This window comes from Mesorhizobium sp. STM 4661 (assembly GCF_000359125.1).
Classification (GTDB): Bacteria; Pseudomonadota; Alphaproteobacteria; order Rhizobiales; family Rhizobiaceae; genus Mesorhizobium.
Genome location: NZ_CAAF010000033.1, coordinates 1 through 14,876 on the forward strand (window position 1 = coordinate 1; position 14,876 = coordinate 14,876).

The 14,876-nt window shown below is 64.1% G+C and carries 17 protein-coding genes; 7 read left to right on the forward strand and 10 right to left on the reverse strand.

Translation table 11 applies throughout. The features are described from left to right. Nucleotides 1-159 precede the first annotated feature (159 nt). Nucleotides 160-855, reverse strand: coding sequence for a ribonuclease HII (locus tag MESS4_RS11755; RefSeq protein WP_006330284.1), 696 nt, complete (start codon nt 853-855; stop codon nt 160-162). Nucleotides 856-1,010: 155 nt separating this feature from the next. Continuing rightward, entirely contained in the window at nt 1,011-2,165 is a 1,155-nt protein-coding gene (locus MESS4_RS11760; protein WP_006330285.1) for a PA0069 family radical SAM protein, read from the reverse strand. A 150-nt stretch (nt 2,166-2,315) separates the two neighbouring features. Between MESS4_RS11760 and MESS4_RS11765 the strand changes: the two genes are divergently transcribed. Together MESS4_RS11765 and MESS4_RS11770 are read left to right on the forward strand one after the other, a co-directional pair. Further along, nucleotides 2,316-2,819 carry a glycosyltransferase gene (locus MESS4_RS11765; protein ID WP_006330286.1) on the forward strand — a complete coding sequence of 168 codons (504 nt, stop codon included), beginning with the start codon at nt 2,316-2,318 and terminating at the stop codon, nt 2,817-2,819. A gap of 184 nt (nt 2,820-3,003) precedes the next feature. Further along, nucleotides 3,004-3,978, forward strand: coding sequence for a hypothetical protein (locus tag MESS4_RS11770; protein ID WP_006330287.1), 975 nt, complete (start codon nt 3,004-3,006; stop codon nt 3,976-3,978). 9 nt (nt 3,979-3,987) lie between these two features. On the opposite strand, the gene moaB is transcribed toward MESS4_RS11770, so the two are convergent. The 6 genes from moaB to MESS4_RS11800 form a co-directional block, all read right to left on the reverse strand. Beyond that, a complete protein-coding gene (gene moaB / locus MESS4_RS11775) occupies nt 3,988-4,539 on the reverse strand; it encodes a molybdenum cofactor biosynthesis protein B (protein WP_006330289.1) in 552 nt (183 codons plus the stop codon). Further along, entirely contained in the window at nt 4,526-5,422 is an 897-nt protein-coding gene (locus tag MESS4_RS11780; RefSeq protein WP_006330290.1) for a 4-(cytidine 5'-diphospho)-2-C-methyl-D-erythritol kinase, read from the reverse strand. The genes moaB and MESS4_RS11780 overlap by 14 nt, the downstream gene beginning before the upstream one ends. Before the next feature lie 26 nt (nt 5,423-5,448). Continuing rightward, the gene (locus MESS4_RS11785; protein WP_006330291.1) at nt 5,449-5,631 is read right to left on the reverse strand and encodes a hypothetical protein; all 183 of its coding nucleotides are present in this window, start codon (nt 5,629-5,631) and stop codon (nt 5,449-5,451) included. 83 nt (nt 5,632-5,714) lie between these two features. Continuing rightward, the gene (locus tag MESS4_RS11790; protein ID WP_006330292.1) at nt 5,715-6,578 is read right to left on the reverse strand and encodes a S49 family peptidase; all 864 of its coding nucleotides are present in this window, start codon (nt 6,576-6,578) and stop codon (nt 5,715-5,717) included. Between the two features lie 75 nt (nt 6,579-6,653). Then, nucleotides 6,654-7,454: a tRNA1(Val) (adenine(37)-N6)-methyltransferase gene (locus MESS4_RS11795; protein ID WP_006330293.1), complete on the reverse strand. Its 801-nt coding sequence runs from the start codon at nt 7,452-7,454 to the stop codon at nt 6,654-6,656. Then, nucleotides 7,454-7,678: a DUF2007 domain-containing protein gene (locus tag MESS4_RS11800; protein ID WP_006330294.1), complete on the reverse strand. Its 225-nt coding sequence runs from the start codon at nt 7,676-7,678 to the stop codon at nt 7,454-7,456. Before MESS4_RS11800 ends, MESS4_RS11795 begins: the two co-directional genes overlap by 1 nt. Before the next feature lie 161 nt (nt 7,679-7,839). Between MESS4_RS11800 and MESS4_RS11805 the strand changes: the two genes are divergently transcribed. Further along, nucleotides 7,840-8,856 carry a polyprenyl synthetase family protein gene (locus tag MESS4_RS11805; protein WP_006330295.1) on the forward strand — a complete coding sequence of 339 codons (1,017 nt, stop codon included), beginning with the start codon at nt 7,840-7,842 and terminating at the stop codon, nt 8,854-8,856. 103 nt (nt 8,857-8,959) lie between these two features. On the opposite strand, the gene MESS4_RS11810 is transcribed toward MESS4_RS11805, so the two are convergent. Beyond that, a complete protein-coding gene (locus MESS4_RS11810; RefSeq protein WP_244441119.1) occupies nt 8,960-9,922 on the reverse strand; it encodes a helix-turn-helix transcriptional regulator in 963 nt (320 codons plus the stop codon). Between MESS4_RS11810 and MESS4_RS34500 the strand changes: the two genes are divergently transcribed. The 3 genes from MESS4_RS34500 (at nt 9,908) to MESS4_RS11820 (ending at nt 13,461) form a co-directional block, all read left to right on the forward strand. Then, entirely contained in the window at nt 9,908-10,267 is a 360-nt protein-coding gene (locus MESS4_RS34500; protein WP_244441120.1) for a hypothetical protein, read from the forward strand. The genes MESS4_RS11810 and MESS4_RS34500 overlap by 15 nt on opposite strands. Nucleotides 10,268-10,374: 107 nt before the next feature. After that, nucleotides 10,375-12,150 carry a tetratricopeptide repeat protein gene (locus MESS4_RS11815; protein ID WP_036241096.1) on the forward strand — a complete coding sequence of 592 codons (1,776 nt, stop codon included), beginning with the start codon at nt 10,375-10,377 and terminating at the stop codon, nt 12,148-12,150. 249 nt (nt 12,151-12,399) lie between these two features. Then, entirely contained in the window at nt 12,400-13,461 is a 1,062-nt protein-coding gene (locus MESS4_RS11820) for a glycine--tRNA ligase subunit alpha (RefSeq protein WP_036241097.1), read from the forward strand. On the opposite strand, the gene MESS4_RS33935 is transcribed toward MESS4_RS11820, so the two are convergent. Next, the gene (locus tag MESS4_RS33935) at nt 13,458-13,634 is read right to left on the reverse strand and encodes a hypothetical protein (protein WP_198292750.1); all 177 of its coding nucleotides are present in this window, start codon (nt 13,632-13,634) and stop codon (nt 13,458-13,460) included. The two genes, MESS4_RS11820 and MESS4_RS33935, sit on opposite strands and share 4 nt — an antisense overlap. A gap of 343 nt (nt 13,635-13,977) precedes the next feature. Here MESS4_RS33935 and MESS4_RS11825 point away from each other — a divergent pair. Beyond that, nucleotides 13,978-14,876, forward strand: an 899-nt coding sequence (locus MESS4_RS11825; RefSeq protein ID WP_036241099.1) for a glycine--tRNA ligase subunit beta, incomplete at its 3' end; no start/stop codon positions are given.

Genomic DNA, 14,876 nt, shown 5'->3' on the forward strand with positions numbered 1-14,876 from the left:
GGCGCGAAGGATCGCCAGCCTTCGTCTCCTGCGAACGAGCGATAACAAATCCGATGGCGCAATGATGAATGATTGAGAGGCCGGCGGGACAGCGCCCCCCTCTGTCCTGCCGGACATCTCCCCCACAAGGGGGAGATTGGCTGTCACCGCCGCTTCGCCTCACTCCAACCCAGCAAGACCCTCTTCCTCCACCACTTCCGTCCCGCCGAGCCGGAACGGGGCGAAGGACACGCGGTGCAGCCGCGCCACCGGCCCGTGCGCCTCGATGGCCGTGCGGTGACGGACCGTGGCATAGCCCATATGGACCTCGAAACCGTAAAGCGCGTGATGGCTGCCGCAGCCGCGCATCATGCGGTCGCGCATCACCTTGGCGACGATCGAGGCGGCGGCGATCGACTGCGAGCGCTGGTCGCCCTTGATCAGCGCGCGTCCGGCGCAGGGCAGGCCCGGCGGCACGTCGCGGCCGTCGGCGAGCGCCAGTTTCGGCTGCACCGGCAGGCCGACCAAAGCGCGGCGCATCGCCTCGAGACTGGCCCTGAGGATATTGCTGTCATCGATGCCTTCGGCGCTGACCGAGGCCATCGATACGCCGAAGGCGGAGCCGAGGATTCTCGAGAACAGCGCCTCGCGCTGCAAATGGCTAAGGCGCTTGGAATCGTCGAGACCATCGGGAATGTTGGCGGGGTCGAGCACTACCGCCGCCGCCACGACCGGCCCGGCGAGCGGCCCCCTGCCAGCCTCGTCCATGCCCGCCACCGGCCACAGGCCTTCGGCCATCGCCTTCGTCTCGAAGGAGAAGTCGGGTCTCTCGACGATTTCAAAGAGAAGCGGAGAATCGGAATGCTGGCGAGCCATGGTGCGGCGAGGTTCGCATCAGCTCCGATTCTCCGCAAGCCCCTCCGGGCCAGGTGGGGCACCGGACCCGGAGGGCACCGTCTGCAAGCCCGGGGACAAGACAGGCCGGACGGAATTTTTTCATATGCCGCCGGCAATGGCGGCACATGATGTCCTCAAAGCAGCATCAACTGCTCCGTTGCCTTGGCGGCGGCGACGAATCGGTCGGTCCTGAGCGACCGCCGCTCGGCATTGAGGCCAAGCCGCTTGGCGGCGATCTCGAAGCGCCTGCCGATCTGCCAGGCATAGGGACCGGAGCCCTTCATCCGCTTGCCCCATTCCGAATCGTAATCCTTGCCGTCGCGCATCGAGCGGATCAGCGACATGACGTGGCGATAGCGGTCGGGATAGTGGCGCAGCAGCCAGTCCTTGAAGATCGGCGCCACCTCCAGCGGCAGGCGCAGCAGGACATAGCCGGCCTCGCGGGCGCCAGCCGCGTAGGCCGAATCGAGGATGCGCTCCATCTCCTGGTCGGTCAGGCCAGGGACGATCGGCGCGACCATGACAGAGGCGGGAATGCCGGCATCCGAAAGCTGCCTGATCGCCTCCAGCCGCTTGGTCGGCGTCGACGCGCGCGGTTCCATGGTGCGCGCCAACATGCGGTCGAGCGTCGTCACCGACAGTGCCACCTTGGCCAGCCCGCGTTCGGCCATGCGCGACAGAATGTCGATGTCGCGCGTCACCAGCGCCGATTTGGTGACGATGCCGACCGGGTGGCCGCGCGCCTCCAGCACTTCGAGGATCTCGCGCATGATCCGGTACTGCTTCTCGATCGGCTGATAGGGATCGGTGTTGGTGCCGATGGCAATGGTGCGCGGCTGGTAGCCGTCCTTCGACAGTTCCTTGTCGAGCATGCGCGCCGCATCCGGCTTGGCGAACAGCTTCGATTCGAAATCCAGCCCCGGCGACAGGCCCATGAAGGCGTGCGTCGGCCTGGCGAAACAGTAGACGCAGCCATGTTCGCAGCCGCGATAGGGGTTGATCGAGCGGTCGAAGGAAATATCGGGCGATTCGTTGCGGGTGATGATGGTGCGCGGCTTCTCCACCTGCACCTCGGTCTTGAACGGCGGCAGCTCCTCCAGCGAATTCCAGCCGTCGTCGAAGACATGCCGGCTGACCGGCTCGAAGCGGCCGGACGGATTGATGCCGGCGGAACGGCCGCGATTGCGGTCCGGACGCACGCGCATCCCGCTCTGTTCGATCATCGCATTGGCCATCTCGGCTCTTCCTGCTCCGAAGGCTGCAATGTCCGCGCGCACGATCTGTTCCATTTTCGCCCTCTCCCAGGGACTGTCTGCAGGTTGTCGAATCGCTCTGTTCATGAAATTATTCCTATTTCGTTGATGAGAACAAAGCAAGAACTTTTTGTGCTGCAATGCAAAAACTGGCGCTTCCTCCGGCTTTCCGCTATTCGGCTAAGCATGCTCAGCGTTCTCATCGAAACCCTGAATGACGAAGAGGGCCTTGCCCGCACGCTCGCCTCGCTGATTGGCGGCGCGGTCGAGGGCGTGGTGCGCGATGTCATTGTCTGCGACACTGGTTCGACCGACCAGACGCATCGCGTCGCCGACCATGCCGGCTGCCACTATGTGACGGGCGGCATTGCCGCCGGCATCAGGCAGGCCAAGGGCGATTGGCTGCTGATGCTGGAGCCCGGCGCGCGGCTGGCGGAAGGCTGGATCGACGATGTCGCCGCCCATACGGCCAGGCAAACCATGCCGGCGCGGTTCTCGCGCGCGCGTGCCAGCCGCACGCCGTTTCTGTCACGGGTCTTTTCGGGAAACCGGGCGTTGGCCGAAGGGCTGGTGATCAGCAAGCGTCAGGCCGCCGCCTTGTCCAAGAGCGCCCGCGGCGCCGAAGCCATTGCACGCGGCCTCGCGACAAAGCGGCTCCCCGCCGAGATCTCCGTCGCGCCGGCGAAGTGAGGTTTCTCCTACCCCCCGCGAAAGCAGGGAGGGGAACTTTTGCCAAGGCCATCGACTATTGTGCATTGCACAATATCTGACCTCGGGTTACCATTCTTTTGATGCGGGATATCAGGGTCTGGGCAATGCCGGAGCGGTGAGCGACGGTGCTTAGTCGATGCTGTTTTGATAGCCGAGGACCCCGATGACCCTTTCAAGCCCTGACAAGTCTGGCGCTGCGAGCCTCGAGGCGATCGCCCGAAACGGCAGCCTGCTGCGCCGTATCGCGGTGCGGATACCGACCTATCTGACGGATCTTCGCGAGAACCCGGCATGGCTGCCGATGTTCGTGCTGGCGCGCACCATGCCGGCGCGCCGGCTGCATTGGCGTGGCGCAAAACCGGTTCGGCCGGCACAAAAAGCCCGGGAAACGATGTTTGCCGGCGTCGATCGTGAAGCAGTCGTCGGCGCGCTCCGTTCGGACGGCCTCTTTTCCGGCTTGGTCCTGCCGTCACCGATCCACCAGGAGATCGCCAGCTTTGCGCAACGCACGTCGTGCTTCGGCAATTTCGACCGTAGGCTGGAGTTTCTGCCGGCCAAACATGCCGAGGCCGAGAAGCACTTCGGCCGTCCGCTGCTCAGCGGCCATTTTTTCGAGCGGATCCTCGACTGTGGCGCGGCCCTTGCCGTGCAGCGTGATCCGCTGCTCCTTGACATCGCCGCCCACTATCTCGGCAGCCAGGCGAAGCTGATCACGACACGCGTCTGGTGGAGCTTTCCGACGGGCGGGGTCTCAGACGCCGAGAAGAACCTCGCCTCGCTCGGCAAATACCACTTCGACCTCGACGATTGGCGCATGCTGAAATTCTTCTTCTACCTTGTGCCGGTCGACGATGGCACCGGTCCGCATGTCTACGTCAGGGGCAGTCATAACCGCCGCATCGTCAAGCATCAGATGACGCTTCTCGTCGGCCATCCGGCTGAGGAGGTTCTGAAGGTCTACGGCGACGACAGCCCGGTCACGCTGACCGGCGAGGCAGGTCTCGGCTTTGTCGAGGATCCCTTCGGTTTCCACATGGGCACCGTGCCGACGCGCGCGCCGCGACTGATGATGGAAGTCGGCTTCGGTGTTTCGCCACCTTCGCGCCGGCGCTTTCATGGCGAGCCGGTCATTCGCTAAAGGCGCTGCCTATCCGGTCTTTCCGCGCCTGAGATGCTCATCCAGCCGCGGCATGATCTCGACGAAATTGCAGGGCATGTGCCGGTAATCGAGCTGCGGCTTCAGGATACCGTCCCAGGCATCCTTGCAGGCGCCGGGCGAACCCGGCAGCACGAAGACGAAAGTGGCGTTGACGACGCCGCCGGTCGCACGGCTCTGGATCGTCGAAGTGCCGATCTTGTCGTAGGAGATGCGGTGGAACACTTCGGAAAAGCCGTCCATGCGTTTTTCGAAGATCGGCTCCAGCGCCTCCGGCGTCACGTCGCGGCCGGTGAAGCCGGTGCCGCCGGTGGTGATGACGACATCGATATTTTTGTCCCTCGACCACGCCAGGACCGTGTCGCGGATCTTTTCGCGGTCGTCGGTGACGATGTCGCGGGCGGCAAGGATGTGGCCGGCCTCGGTGATGCGGTCGGCCAGCGTCTGGCCGGATTTGTCGTCGGCAAGGCTGCGCGTGTCGGAAACGGTCAGCACCGCGATGCGCACGGGAATGAAGGGACGGCTCTCGTCAATCCTGGCCATCTCGGTCAGCCTCCGATGTCATGCTTCGCGTCGCGGCGACGAACCAGTCGGGATGGCGGCTGCGGATATCGACGGCCGCGCGCTTGGCGACGTTGCCGGTCTCGAACAGCCCGAAACAGGTCGCGCCGGAACCGGACATCCGGGCGAACCCCGCTCCGGCCCTGTTCAGCACCGAAAGCGCCTTGCCGATGGCAGGCTGGATGGCGCGCGCGGCGGGCTCGAGATCGTTCCGGGTGATTTCCAGCCAGTTGCGGACGCTGTGGAAATCGAAACTGCGTGGCAGCGGCGGCAGCCCATCATTGTCACGGCGCGAAAGTGCCGTGAATATTTCGGCCGTGGAGACGGCGACACCCGGATTGACCAACACCAGTCCAAGGGCAGGAAAATCCGGCACGACCGACAGCTCGTCGCCGACACCGCGCGCGATCAGCGGCTTTGCCGCCAGGCACATCGGAACGTCGGCGCCAAGCGAGAGGCCAATCCGCGCCAGGTCGACACCGCCGATGTCGAGCCCCCAGGTCCGCACGAGCCCGCGCAGCACCGCCGCGGCATCACTCGAGCCGCCGCCGACGCCGGACGCGACCGGCAGGTTCTTCTCCAGCCGGATAACAACCGGCGGCGCGTGCTGGAGGCCGGCCTCCTGCCGCAAGGCGTCGCGCGCTTTCACCGCCAGATTGCCGCCATCGAGCGGGACGGCGGACGCGTATTTGCCGGAAACGGAAAACCCGTCGCTGTCGGCACGTTCGATTTCGACCCTGTCGCCGAAGCGCGTGAACACGGCGAGGCTCTCGATCAGGTGATAGCCATCCGGCCGCTTGCCGGTGACGTGCAGCGCAAGGTTGATCTTGGCATGCGCATGCCACGTCCGCAGATCGGAATTCACTGTCTCGGCGGCGAGGGAGATGATTTTCAGTCCTTGGCCAGGCGGTATTCGCCGGTCTTCGGATCCTTGACCAGCGTTCCCATCGTGCCGTTGGCCGCCTGCTTTTCGGTGCGCCGTATCTTGGCCGTCACGCGCTGGGCTTCCCTGACGAAGGAGCGGTAACCGACATAGGCGAGCATCCCGACGGCGGCGAAGAAAATGATCTGCATGTCAAAACTCCTCCCTCGCAAGGCGGCAAAGGCGGCCGGTCGGGTCGGTTAAGGGGCCTATGCTAGACGCTTTCACTGGTTTTTCAAAGCCCGAAGCGAGCCCACAGCGCGCGCTCTTCCGCCGCATCGACCACGCCGCTGGCGGCAGCGGCGGCGATATCGGGTGCCGAAAAGCCCTGGCGCGAACCGAACAGGCCGAACCGGCCGAACAGGCCGCGCGGCGCCGTGATCAGCTTGAGCTGGGTTTTTGCGCCGAAACGGGTCTTCAGCACGCTGCGCATATCGCCCAGCGCATCGACAAGGCCGAGCTCCAGTCCTTTCTTGCCGGTCCAGAACAGGCCGGTGAACAGGTCGGGATCGTCCTTGAGCCTTGTGCCGCGCCGGTCCTTGACGAGATCGATGAAGGTCTCGTGGACCTCGAGCTGCAACGCCTTCAGCCGCTCGACATCTTCCTTCTTCTCGGGCTTGAACGGGTCGAGCACCGCCTTGTTCTGGCCGGCGGTGTGGACGCGGCGCTCGACGCCGATCTTCTTCATCAATTCGGGGAAGCCGAACGAGGCCGACACCACGCCGATCGAGCCGACGATGGAGGAGGGGTCGGCAAAGATCTCGTCGCCGGCGACCGCGATCATGTAACCGCCCGACGCCGCCACGTCCTCGACGAACACCAGAACCTTCTTGTTCTTCTCGCTCGCCAGGTCGCGGATGCGCCTGAAAATCAGCCGCGACTGCACCGGTGAGCCGCCCGGCGAATTGATCGAGATGGCGACCGCGGGTGCGGCGAATGAGAACGCCTTTTCGATCAGGCCGGCGGTCGAAGCCAGCGACAGGCTCGGCCGGAACTGGCCGCCGCCGGCCATGATGGTGCCGTGCAGCCGGATGACAGGGATGACGACGTCGGTGGAGCGCCAGGATTTCGGCAGCAGGCGGTTGAGGAAGCGTTTCACGAGGTCTCCAGGTCAACAAGTTGAAGGCATGTAGGGATTCGCCGGCCAACCGCAATGCCGGCCAGCAGCAATCAATCAATCGCCGAACAGCGACGCCAGTCCATTGTTGATCATTTCGGTCCGCTCCGTTGGGCCGTCGCCCGATTGCGCGTGCAGCATCAGCGGCGGGCGGATCGACAGTTTTCCGCGTGCCCCCAGTATTGCCCTGACCATGATGCGGATCGCCGCCGCCGCGGGGCGCGGGTGGACGGCCAGCATCTCGGCGTCGCCGAAACGGCCCGACATCGCGTCCAGAATGGCGCCGAGCTGCTCCGGCCGGGCAATAACAGCGAGACCGCCGCGCGGTCTGACCACTGCCGCGGCACTTCGGATCCAGTGATCGAACAGCCCGTCTTCCATCACATGCGCCGCCTTTCTGAGCGCGTCGGGCGTGGCGCGATCCTCGGCGGCGTTGAAGGGCGGGTTCATGATGACGAAATCGAAGGAATTGTCGGCAAGACCTGCGGCCGTCCGTGCCTGGCCCGACAAGGTGACATCGGCGGCGAGCACCGAGGCGCGGTCGCCGAGATGGGCGTTGCCGGGGTGGGCGAGCGTGGTTGCGGCAAAGCCCGCCATCTCAGGCGAGCGTTCGACGAGCACCACCTCGGCCGCCGGACAGCGCGACAACACCGCGAGGCCTGCGGCACCGGCGCCAGCGCCGAAATCGGCGAGGCGGCCATTGAAGGCGGACGGTACTGAAGCGGCCAGCATCATGGCGTCCATGCCGGCACGATGGCCGGCCTGTTTCGGCTGCACCAGCCAGAAGCGCCCGCGATGGAAGGCATCGACCGTATGGGCCGGCGTATCGCGGACAAGGGTGGCGCGCGATACGGACATTATTTTCCGCGGATTTCGTTGGCGATGCCGGCATCCGTCAGGATGCGCCGCGCCGCATCTGCCTGATCGGCGTCGACCATGATGCGCCGGGGCAGGATGCCGATCGACCCGTCGAGCACGCTCATGTTCTGGTCGGCCACGAAACAGCCGATGCCGGCGTCGCGCATCAGCGATTCGACAAAGGAGATGATCACGGCATCGTTGGTGCGGATGAGCTCTATCATCGGGCGAGGTTCGCAGTTTGCAGCGTTGATGTAAATGTGGATGGACCCAGGCGCCAGAGCACCCGCGCCAATTCGCCTCTTGCCGCCCCCGTGTGTACCGCCCTAGAGTCCCCTCAAGGGACCAGCATGCCGTCGTGCATATTGAGGTTGGGAGTTTTGTCGTGGGTGTCGTTCTCAACATTGAAAACGGGAAGCGGGAAGTTGCGTCCATCAAGGATCTCATCGATCTGACGGCGGCCGACATGGCGAGGGTCAACGAATTGATCCTGTCGAAGGCCGGTTCCGACGTCGAGATGATCCCGGAGGTCGCAAACCATTTGATCTCGTCCGGCGGCAAGCGGCTGCGGCCGATGCTGACGCTCGCCTCGGCCCAGATGTTCGGCTATTCCGGCGAGGGCCACGTCAAGCTCGCCACATCGGTCGAATTCATGCACACGGCCACGCTCCTTCACGACGATGTCGTCGACGAGAGCGGCATGCGGCGCGGCAAGAAGACCGCCCGCATGATCTGGGGCAACCAGGCGAGCGTGCTGGTCGGCGATTTCCTGCTCGGCCAGGCTTTCCGCATGATGGTCGATGTCGGCTCGCTGGAGGCGCTCGACATCCTGTCGAGTGCGGCCTCGATCATCGCCGAGGGCGAGGTGATGCAGCTTGCCGCCGCCAAGAACCTTGAAACCACCGAGGATGAGCATTTCGCTGTCATCAAGGCCAAGACCGCGGCCCTGTTCTCGGCCGCCGCCGAGGTCGGTCCCGTCATCGCCCAGGCGACGCGCAACGATCGCGCGGCACTGCGTTCCTATGGCATGAATCTCGGCCTGGCCTTCCAGTTGATCGACGATGCACTGGATTATGGCGGCACCAGCAAGGATCTGGGCAAGAATGTCGGCGACGATTTCCGCGAAGGCAAAGTGACGCTGCCGGTGATCCTCGCTTATCGGCGCGGCACCAAGGCCGAGCGCACCTTCTGGAAGCGCGCCATCGAGGACAATGTCGCCGACGCCGCCGGGCTGGAAAAGGCGATCGGCCTGATGACCCGCCACGGGGCGATCGCCGACACGATCGGGCGCGCCCGCCATTTCGGCGAGATCGCCCGCGACGCGCTGGCGCCGCTCGAGGCAACGCCGCAGAAATCGGCGCTGATCGACGTCATCGATTTCTGCATCAGCCGGGTGAACTGAGCAAGCCGAGGGTTTGCTCAGTTGCCGGATTGTTCGGTCGACCTTTTCGGATTGACCTCCGGCGTCGGCGCATCCGTATTTCGACGGAAACAGTTTTACGGGATCACGAAAACGATCGTGCGCTCTTCAGCAGCGCCACGAGCTGGCTTTGGCGGTTGGTCCCGGTCTTTCGGAAGATTCGTTCGAGATAGCTGCGGGCCGTTTTGACCGCGACGCCGATTTCCATGGCCGCTTCCTGCGTGGAACGGCCCGAGGCAAGCGCGGTGGCGAGCCGGGCTTCCGCCGGCGTCAAATCGAACAGGGCTGAAAGCATGCTCGGCGACGGAACGATGGTGTCGACGCTTACCGTCGTCGCGGCGACCAGAATTTCGGCGCCCGAAAAAATATCCTGCGCGGCGCGGCGCAACGGCAACAGGTGAACGATCAGCGCGGGCCGCCCCTTGGTGGCCGAAACGGGGATGGATCGCACGAAGCGGTTATCCCTGTTCAGTACGACGGCCTGCTGGAAAAGCGCGTTTGCCGGTTCGTCGGCAAGCGCCATGCCGCCATGAGCCAGGGACAGGAAGACGTCCGCCATCCCGTCCAGGAGGCTGTTGGCCAACAGCACGCGGCCCGATCCGCCTGTGACGGCGGCCGGCAATCCCATGTCGCCGAGGACGGACACGGCCGTGCCTGCCCGTTCCAGACCCAGGCGCTGGGCAATGAGGCCAGCGCGTGCCAGGTGAGGACGCAGCCTGTTCAACAGATCGATCGTGGCCTGATCGTAATCGCCATCCTTCAGCCAGCGCAGGAACATAAACAAGAAAAGCTCTCCGCCGGGTATGGAAATCGATGTGCAGACGAGCGACCCGACGCCGAAATTTCTGGCGGATGTGTAGATGGGATCGTGCTCGATCTCGTCGCCGGTCATGAAATCGTCGATCCGGACGAAGCTTGCGGGTTGGGCGCTCAAAATGCGCCGCGCGCTCTGGGAAAGCGCCCAGTTGTCCTTCGCCATGAACGCGTCGAGCAAGGGCTGGATATGCGCCTCGCCGATGGCGCGAACCGGAGAATGATCGCTGACCACGAAAATCGCGCCGCCCGCCGAGCGCGAGAGCGCGCTGGCCGCTTCCAGCGCATCCGACCACATCTCGGCGGCGAAGGCCGCTTCGTAGATCAAATCGACAATGGCTTGCCCGTCATGCGGCATTTCCAGCATCGGCACCTTCCTGGGCGAAGCAAGAGCATCCATCTGCACGCACCACGCGTCGTTTCCGTCGCGGCAGTTCTCAGCCACTGCCGCTTACGCATCGCTTACGGGAACATCGGAGGCATCGAAGTGAGCAACGTCACATCGGAACGTCGCATGGCGATATTCGAAGGCGCGGTTTCGCTCGTCGCATGCTTTCTTAATCGCATGACCCGATTGTGAATTCGGGCCGGATTGATGCTTGACCCAAAAAAGGCCATGCTTTGCCCGGAAAAGATCGAGTCTACGGTGACCCCGCTGATGCGGGAGCTCAGGCTGAAAGGGATATGATGCGGCAAGGATGTGCGCGCTGGCTGGCAGGGCTGGCAATTGTGACGGCTATGGCGGTGTCCGATCTGCCGGCCTATGCCAAACAGACCACCGAACCGGTCAAGATCACATCCTTCTCGGGCGCTTATCTCGCCGCGCGGATCGCCGAAGGCGACAACGATCTCGACAACGCCATCACCTACTACAAGCAGGCGCTCGCCTTCAACCCCGGCGACACCTCGTTGCAGCAAAGCCTGATGCTGTCGCTGATCGCGCAGGGACGTTTCGACGAATCCCTGGTCTATGCCGACAAGCTCAAGACGGTTCCCGACGTCGAGCGGTTCTCGCGCCTGGCGCTGGCCGTCGATTCCTTCCACAAGAAAGACTTCTCCAAGGCCGAATACTGGCTCAAGCTTTCGCTCGAATCCGATCTCGACCGGCTGATCTCCGGCGTCATGACCGGCTGGGCCAAGCAGGGCGCCGGCGACAGCAGCGATGCCTTGGCCTTCGTCGACAAGCTGCAGGGGCCCGACTGGTTCGGCCTGTTCAAATCCTTCCATCGCGCGTTGATCGCCGACGCCTCGGGCCTGCCCGAAAAGGCGGATGAACTCTATGCGGCAACCCTGCAGGACACCACGGCCGGCGGTGCCGCGCCCGAAACCTGGCTGCGCAACGCACAGGCCTACGTCTCCTTCCTCGCCCGCAAGGGCGACAAGGCCAAGGCGCTTTCCGTGCTCGACCAGGCCGAGACGTTCGCGCCCGGCAAGGTCGAGATTTCGGCCCTTCGCGACAAGATCACCAAGGGCGAGAAGGTTGAACCCTTCGTTGCCGGCCCGTCGGGCGGCGCCTCGGAAATCCTGCTCGATCTCGCCACTGCGCTCAATCGCGGCGGCGGCGAGCCGTTCGTGCGCCTCTATCTGCAATATGCCCTGGCGCTGAAGCCCGACAGCGACGCGGCGCTTGTCCAGCTTGCGGCCGTCGCCGAACAGTTGAAGGATGGCGAAGGCGCCATCGCTCTGTACCGCCGCATTCCGGCCAGTTCGCCGCTGAAGGAGCTTTCGGACCTGCAGCTCGGCCTCAACCTTGCCGATCTCGACCGCCAAGACGAGGCGGTCACCCATCTGAAGGCCCTGGTCGACGCGCATCCCGACGACATGCGCGCCTATCTGGCGCTCGGCGGCGTCTACGCCTCGAAGGAGGATTTCCGTTCCGCGGCCAATCTCTACGACAAGGCGGTGGACGTGCTGAAGACGCCGACCGGCGCCAACTGGAACATCTTCTACCAGCGCGGCATCGCCTATGAGCGGTTGAAGGAATGGCCGAAGGCCGAGCCGAATTTCCGCAAGGCGCTGGAATTGTTCCCTGACCAGCCGCAGGTCCTGAACTATCTCGGCTATTCCTGGGTCGATATGAACATGAACCTCAAGGAAGGCCTTCAGATGATCCAGAAGGCCGTCGATCTCAGGCCAAGCGACGGCTACATCGTCGATTCGCTGGGCTGGGCCTATTATCGCCTTGGCAGGTTCGACGACGCGGTGCGTGAAATGGAGCGGGCCGTATCGCTGAAGCCGGAAGATCCGGTGCTTAACGATCACCTCGGCGACGCCTACTGGCGCGTCGGCCGCAAGCTGGAAGCCACCTTCCAGTGGAACCAGGCCCGCGACCTGAAGCCGGACCCCGACGTGCTGGCCGCCGTGCAGCAGAAGCTTTTGAAGGGCCTGCCGCCGATCGAATCCAACACGGCGCAGGAAACCCCGAAGGTGAAGCCCGAGCCGGTGCCTGCGCCGAAGGGCTGACCCTTCTCTCCTTCTCCCCTTGTGGGAGAAGGTGGATTGGCGCGCAGCGCCGAGACGGTTGAGGGGTGTTGGCCGGAGTGCCGGCGATGCCAAGCTGGAACACCCCTCATCCGACCGAGCTTCGCTCGGCCACCTTCTCCCACAAGGGGAGAAGGGAACACCCTCAAAGGCCTGACCCTCTTTGCCTTGACGCCTGAGGTGCAGGCATCTAGGGAGGGCCGCATCCCCGCCTTTCCCGTCGAGGCCGCCGTGACTGTTGCTGTTCCCGCCCTGCATCCCAGCCGCTCGTTTCAGGGGCTGATCCTGACCTTGCACAATTACTGGGCGGATTATGGCTGCGTCGTGCTCCAGCCCTACGACATGGAAGTCGGCGCCGGCACCTTTCATCCGGCGACAACGCTGCGCGCGCTCGGGCCCAAGCGCTGGAACGCGGCCTATGTGCAGCCCTCGCGCCGGCCCAAGGACGGGCGCTACGGCGAGAACCCGAACCGGCTGCAGCACTATTACCAGTATCAGGTGATCCTGAAGCCGAACCCGCCCAATCTTCAGGAGCTCTATCTCGGCTCGCTCAAGGCCATCGGCGTCGACCCGCTGCTGCACGACATCCGCTTCGTTGAGGACGATTGGGAAAGCCCGACGCTGGGCGCCTGGGGGCTGGGCTGGGAATGCTGGTGCGACGGCATGGAAGTGTCGCAATTCACCTATTTCCAGCAGGTCTGCGGCATCGAATGCGCGCCGGTGGCGGGCGAGCTCACCTACGGGCTGGAGCGGCTGGCCATGTATGTGCAGGGCGTCGACAATGTCTACGACCTCAATTTCAACGGCCGTGAAGGCGCCGACAAGGTGACCTATGGCGACGTCTTCCTGCAGGCCGAGCAGGAATATTCGCGCCACAATTTCGAATTCGCCGACACGTCGATATTGCTCCGGCACTTTGACGACGCCGAAGCCGAGTGCAAGGCGCTGCTCGATGCGGGCGCGCCTTTCTCCCCCCTTGAGGGGGAGATGCCCGCGAAGCGGGCAGAGGGGGTAGCCTCAGGAGGCACCACAAGTACGTCGAGCACTGCCCGAGCGACCCCTCCCGGCCGGACTTCGTCTGGCCACCCTCCCCTCAAGGGGGAGGGGAACCATCGCATGGTGTTTCCCGCCTATGACCAGTGCATCAAGGCCAGCCACGTCTTCAACCTGCTCGATGCGCGCGGCGTGATCTCGGTCACCGAGCGGCAAAGCTACATCTTGCGCGTGCGCAATCTGGCCAAGGCCTGTGGCGAGGCGTTTTTGCTGACGCAAGCGGGCGGGTCGGCGGCCTAGTTCAAGGCGCTTTGTGCAATTTCGAGCGAGATCGGCGGTATGCTCTGGCTGTTCGCACCGTCCATTGTCCGCAGCGCCTGCCTGACGCCCGGCATCGCGAACGTGCCATGGGCCTGCGCGGCAAAGCACGCGCTGAGCGCGAGGATCTGCAGGAATGTCGATGCGGTCTTCATGGTCGTTCAGCCAATAGCTCTCTGCCTGAGCGTGGGTCGCTTCAGCGCTGCATTCGGTTCATGGAAATCTTTGATCCAAGGACGAGCGGGCTCGCTTCGGCCCGACAGTCCGCCGAATTTTTTCTGAAATCGCCGGTAGATGCCCCGATGTTGCGCGGAAGGGTGACAGCGGTCAGCCGAGTTGCTATGCCCCGCCCGGACCATTTGCCGCGTGAGCCCCACCAATGCCCGACCTGCTTTTAGAACTTCGCTCGGAAGAGATCCCTGCCCAGCCGCACGCCCGCAGCGCCGCAGGCGCGAGGACGTGCAAAGAAAGAAAAGGCATGCGGGGAGGGAAACTCTGATGCCGGATTTATTGCTCGAACTTCGCTCCGAGGAAATCCCCGCCCGCATGCAGCGCAAGGCTGCCGGCGATCTCAGGAAGATGCTGACCGACGGTCTGGTCGAGGCGGGCCTGACCTATGAGGCGGCGCGCGAATACTGGACGCCGCGGCGTCTCACGGCAGACATTCGCGGCCTGACCGCGCGCTCGAAGGACATCAACGAGGAGATCAAGGGCCCCTCGACCAAGGCGCCCGAGCAGGCCGTCCAGGGTTTTCTGCGCAAGGCCGGCCTTGCCTCGGTCGCCGAGGCGCATGTCCATGCCGACCCGAAGAAGGGCGATTTCTATGTCGCCCATATCTCCAGGCCGGGCAGGGCGGCGGAACAAATTATTGCCGAACTGGTGCCGGGCATCATTCGCAGCTTCCCCTGGCCGAAATCGATGCGCTGGGGACCGGCCTCGGCGAAGCCGGGGTCATTGCGGTGGGTGCGGCCGCTGCAATCGATCCTATGCACCTTCGGCCCGGAGACCGAGGAACCGGTGGTGGTCGATTTCGAGATCGACGGCATCCGCTCGGGCAATATCACTTACGGGCACCGTTTTCTCGCGCCGGGCGAAATCACCGTGCGCCGCTTCGATGATTATGTGAGCAAGCTGGAAGCGGCCAAGGTCGTGCTCGATGCCGACCGGCGCAAGGAGATCATCCTTGCCGATGCCAGGAATCTGGCTTTCGCCAACGGGCTCGATCTCGTTGAGGACGAGGGGTTGCTGGAAGAGGTGTCCGGGCTGGTCGAATGGCCGGTCGTGCTGATGGGCGAATTCGAGCGGGATTTCCTGGCGATACCCGCCGAGGTGATCCGGCTGACCATCCGCGCCAACCAGAAATGTTTCGTGACGACGCGCCTGATCTCCCCCCTTGA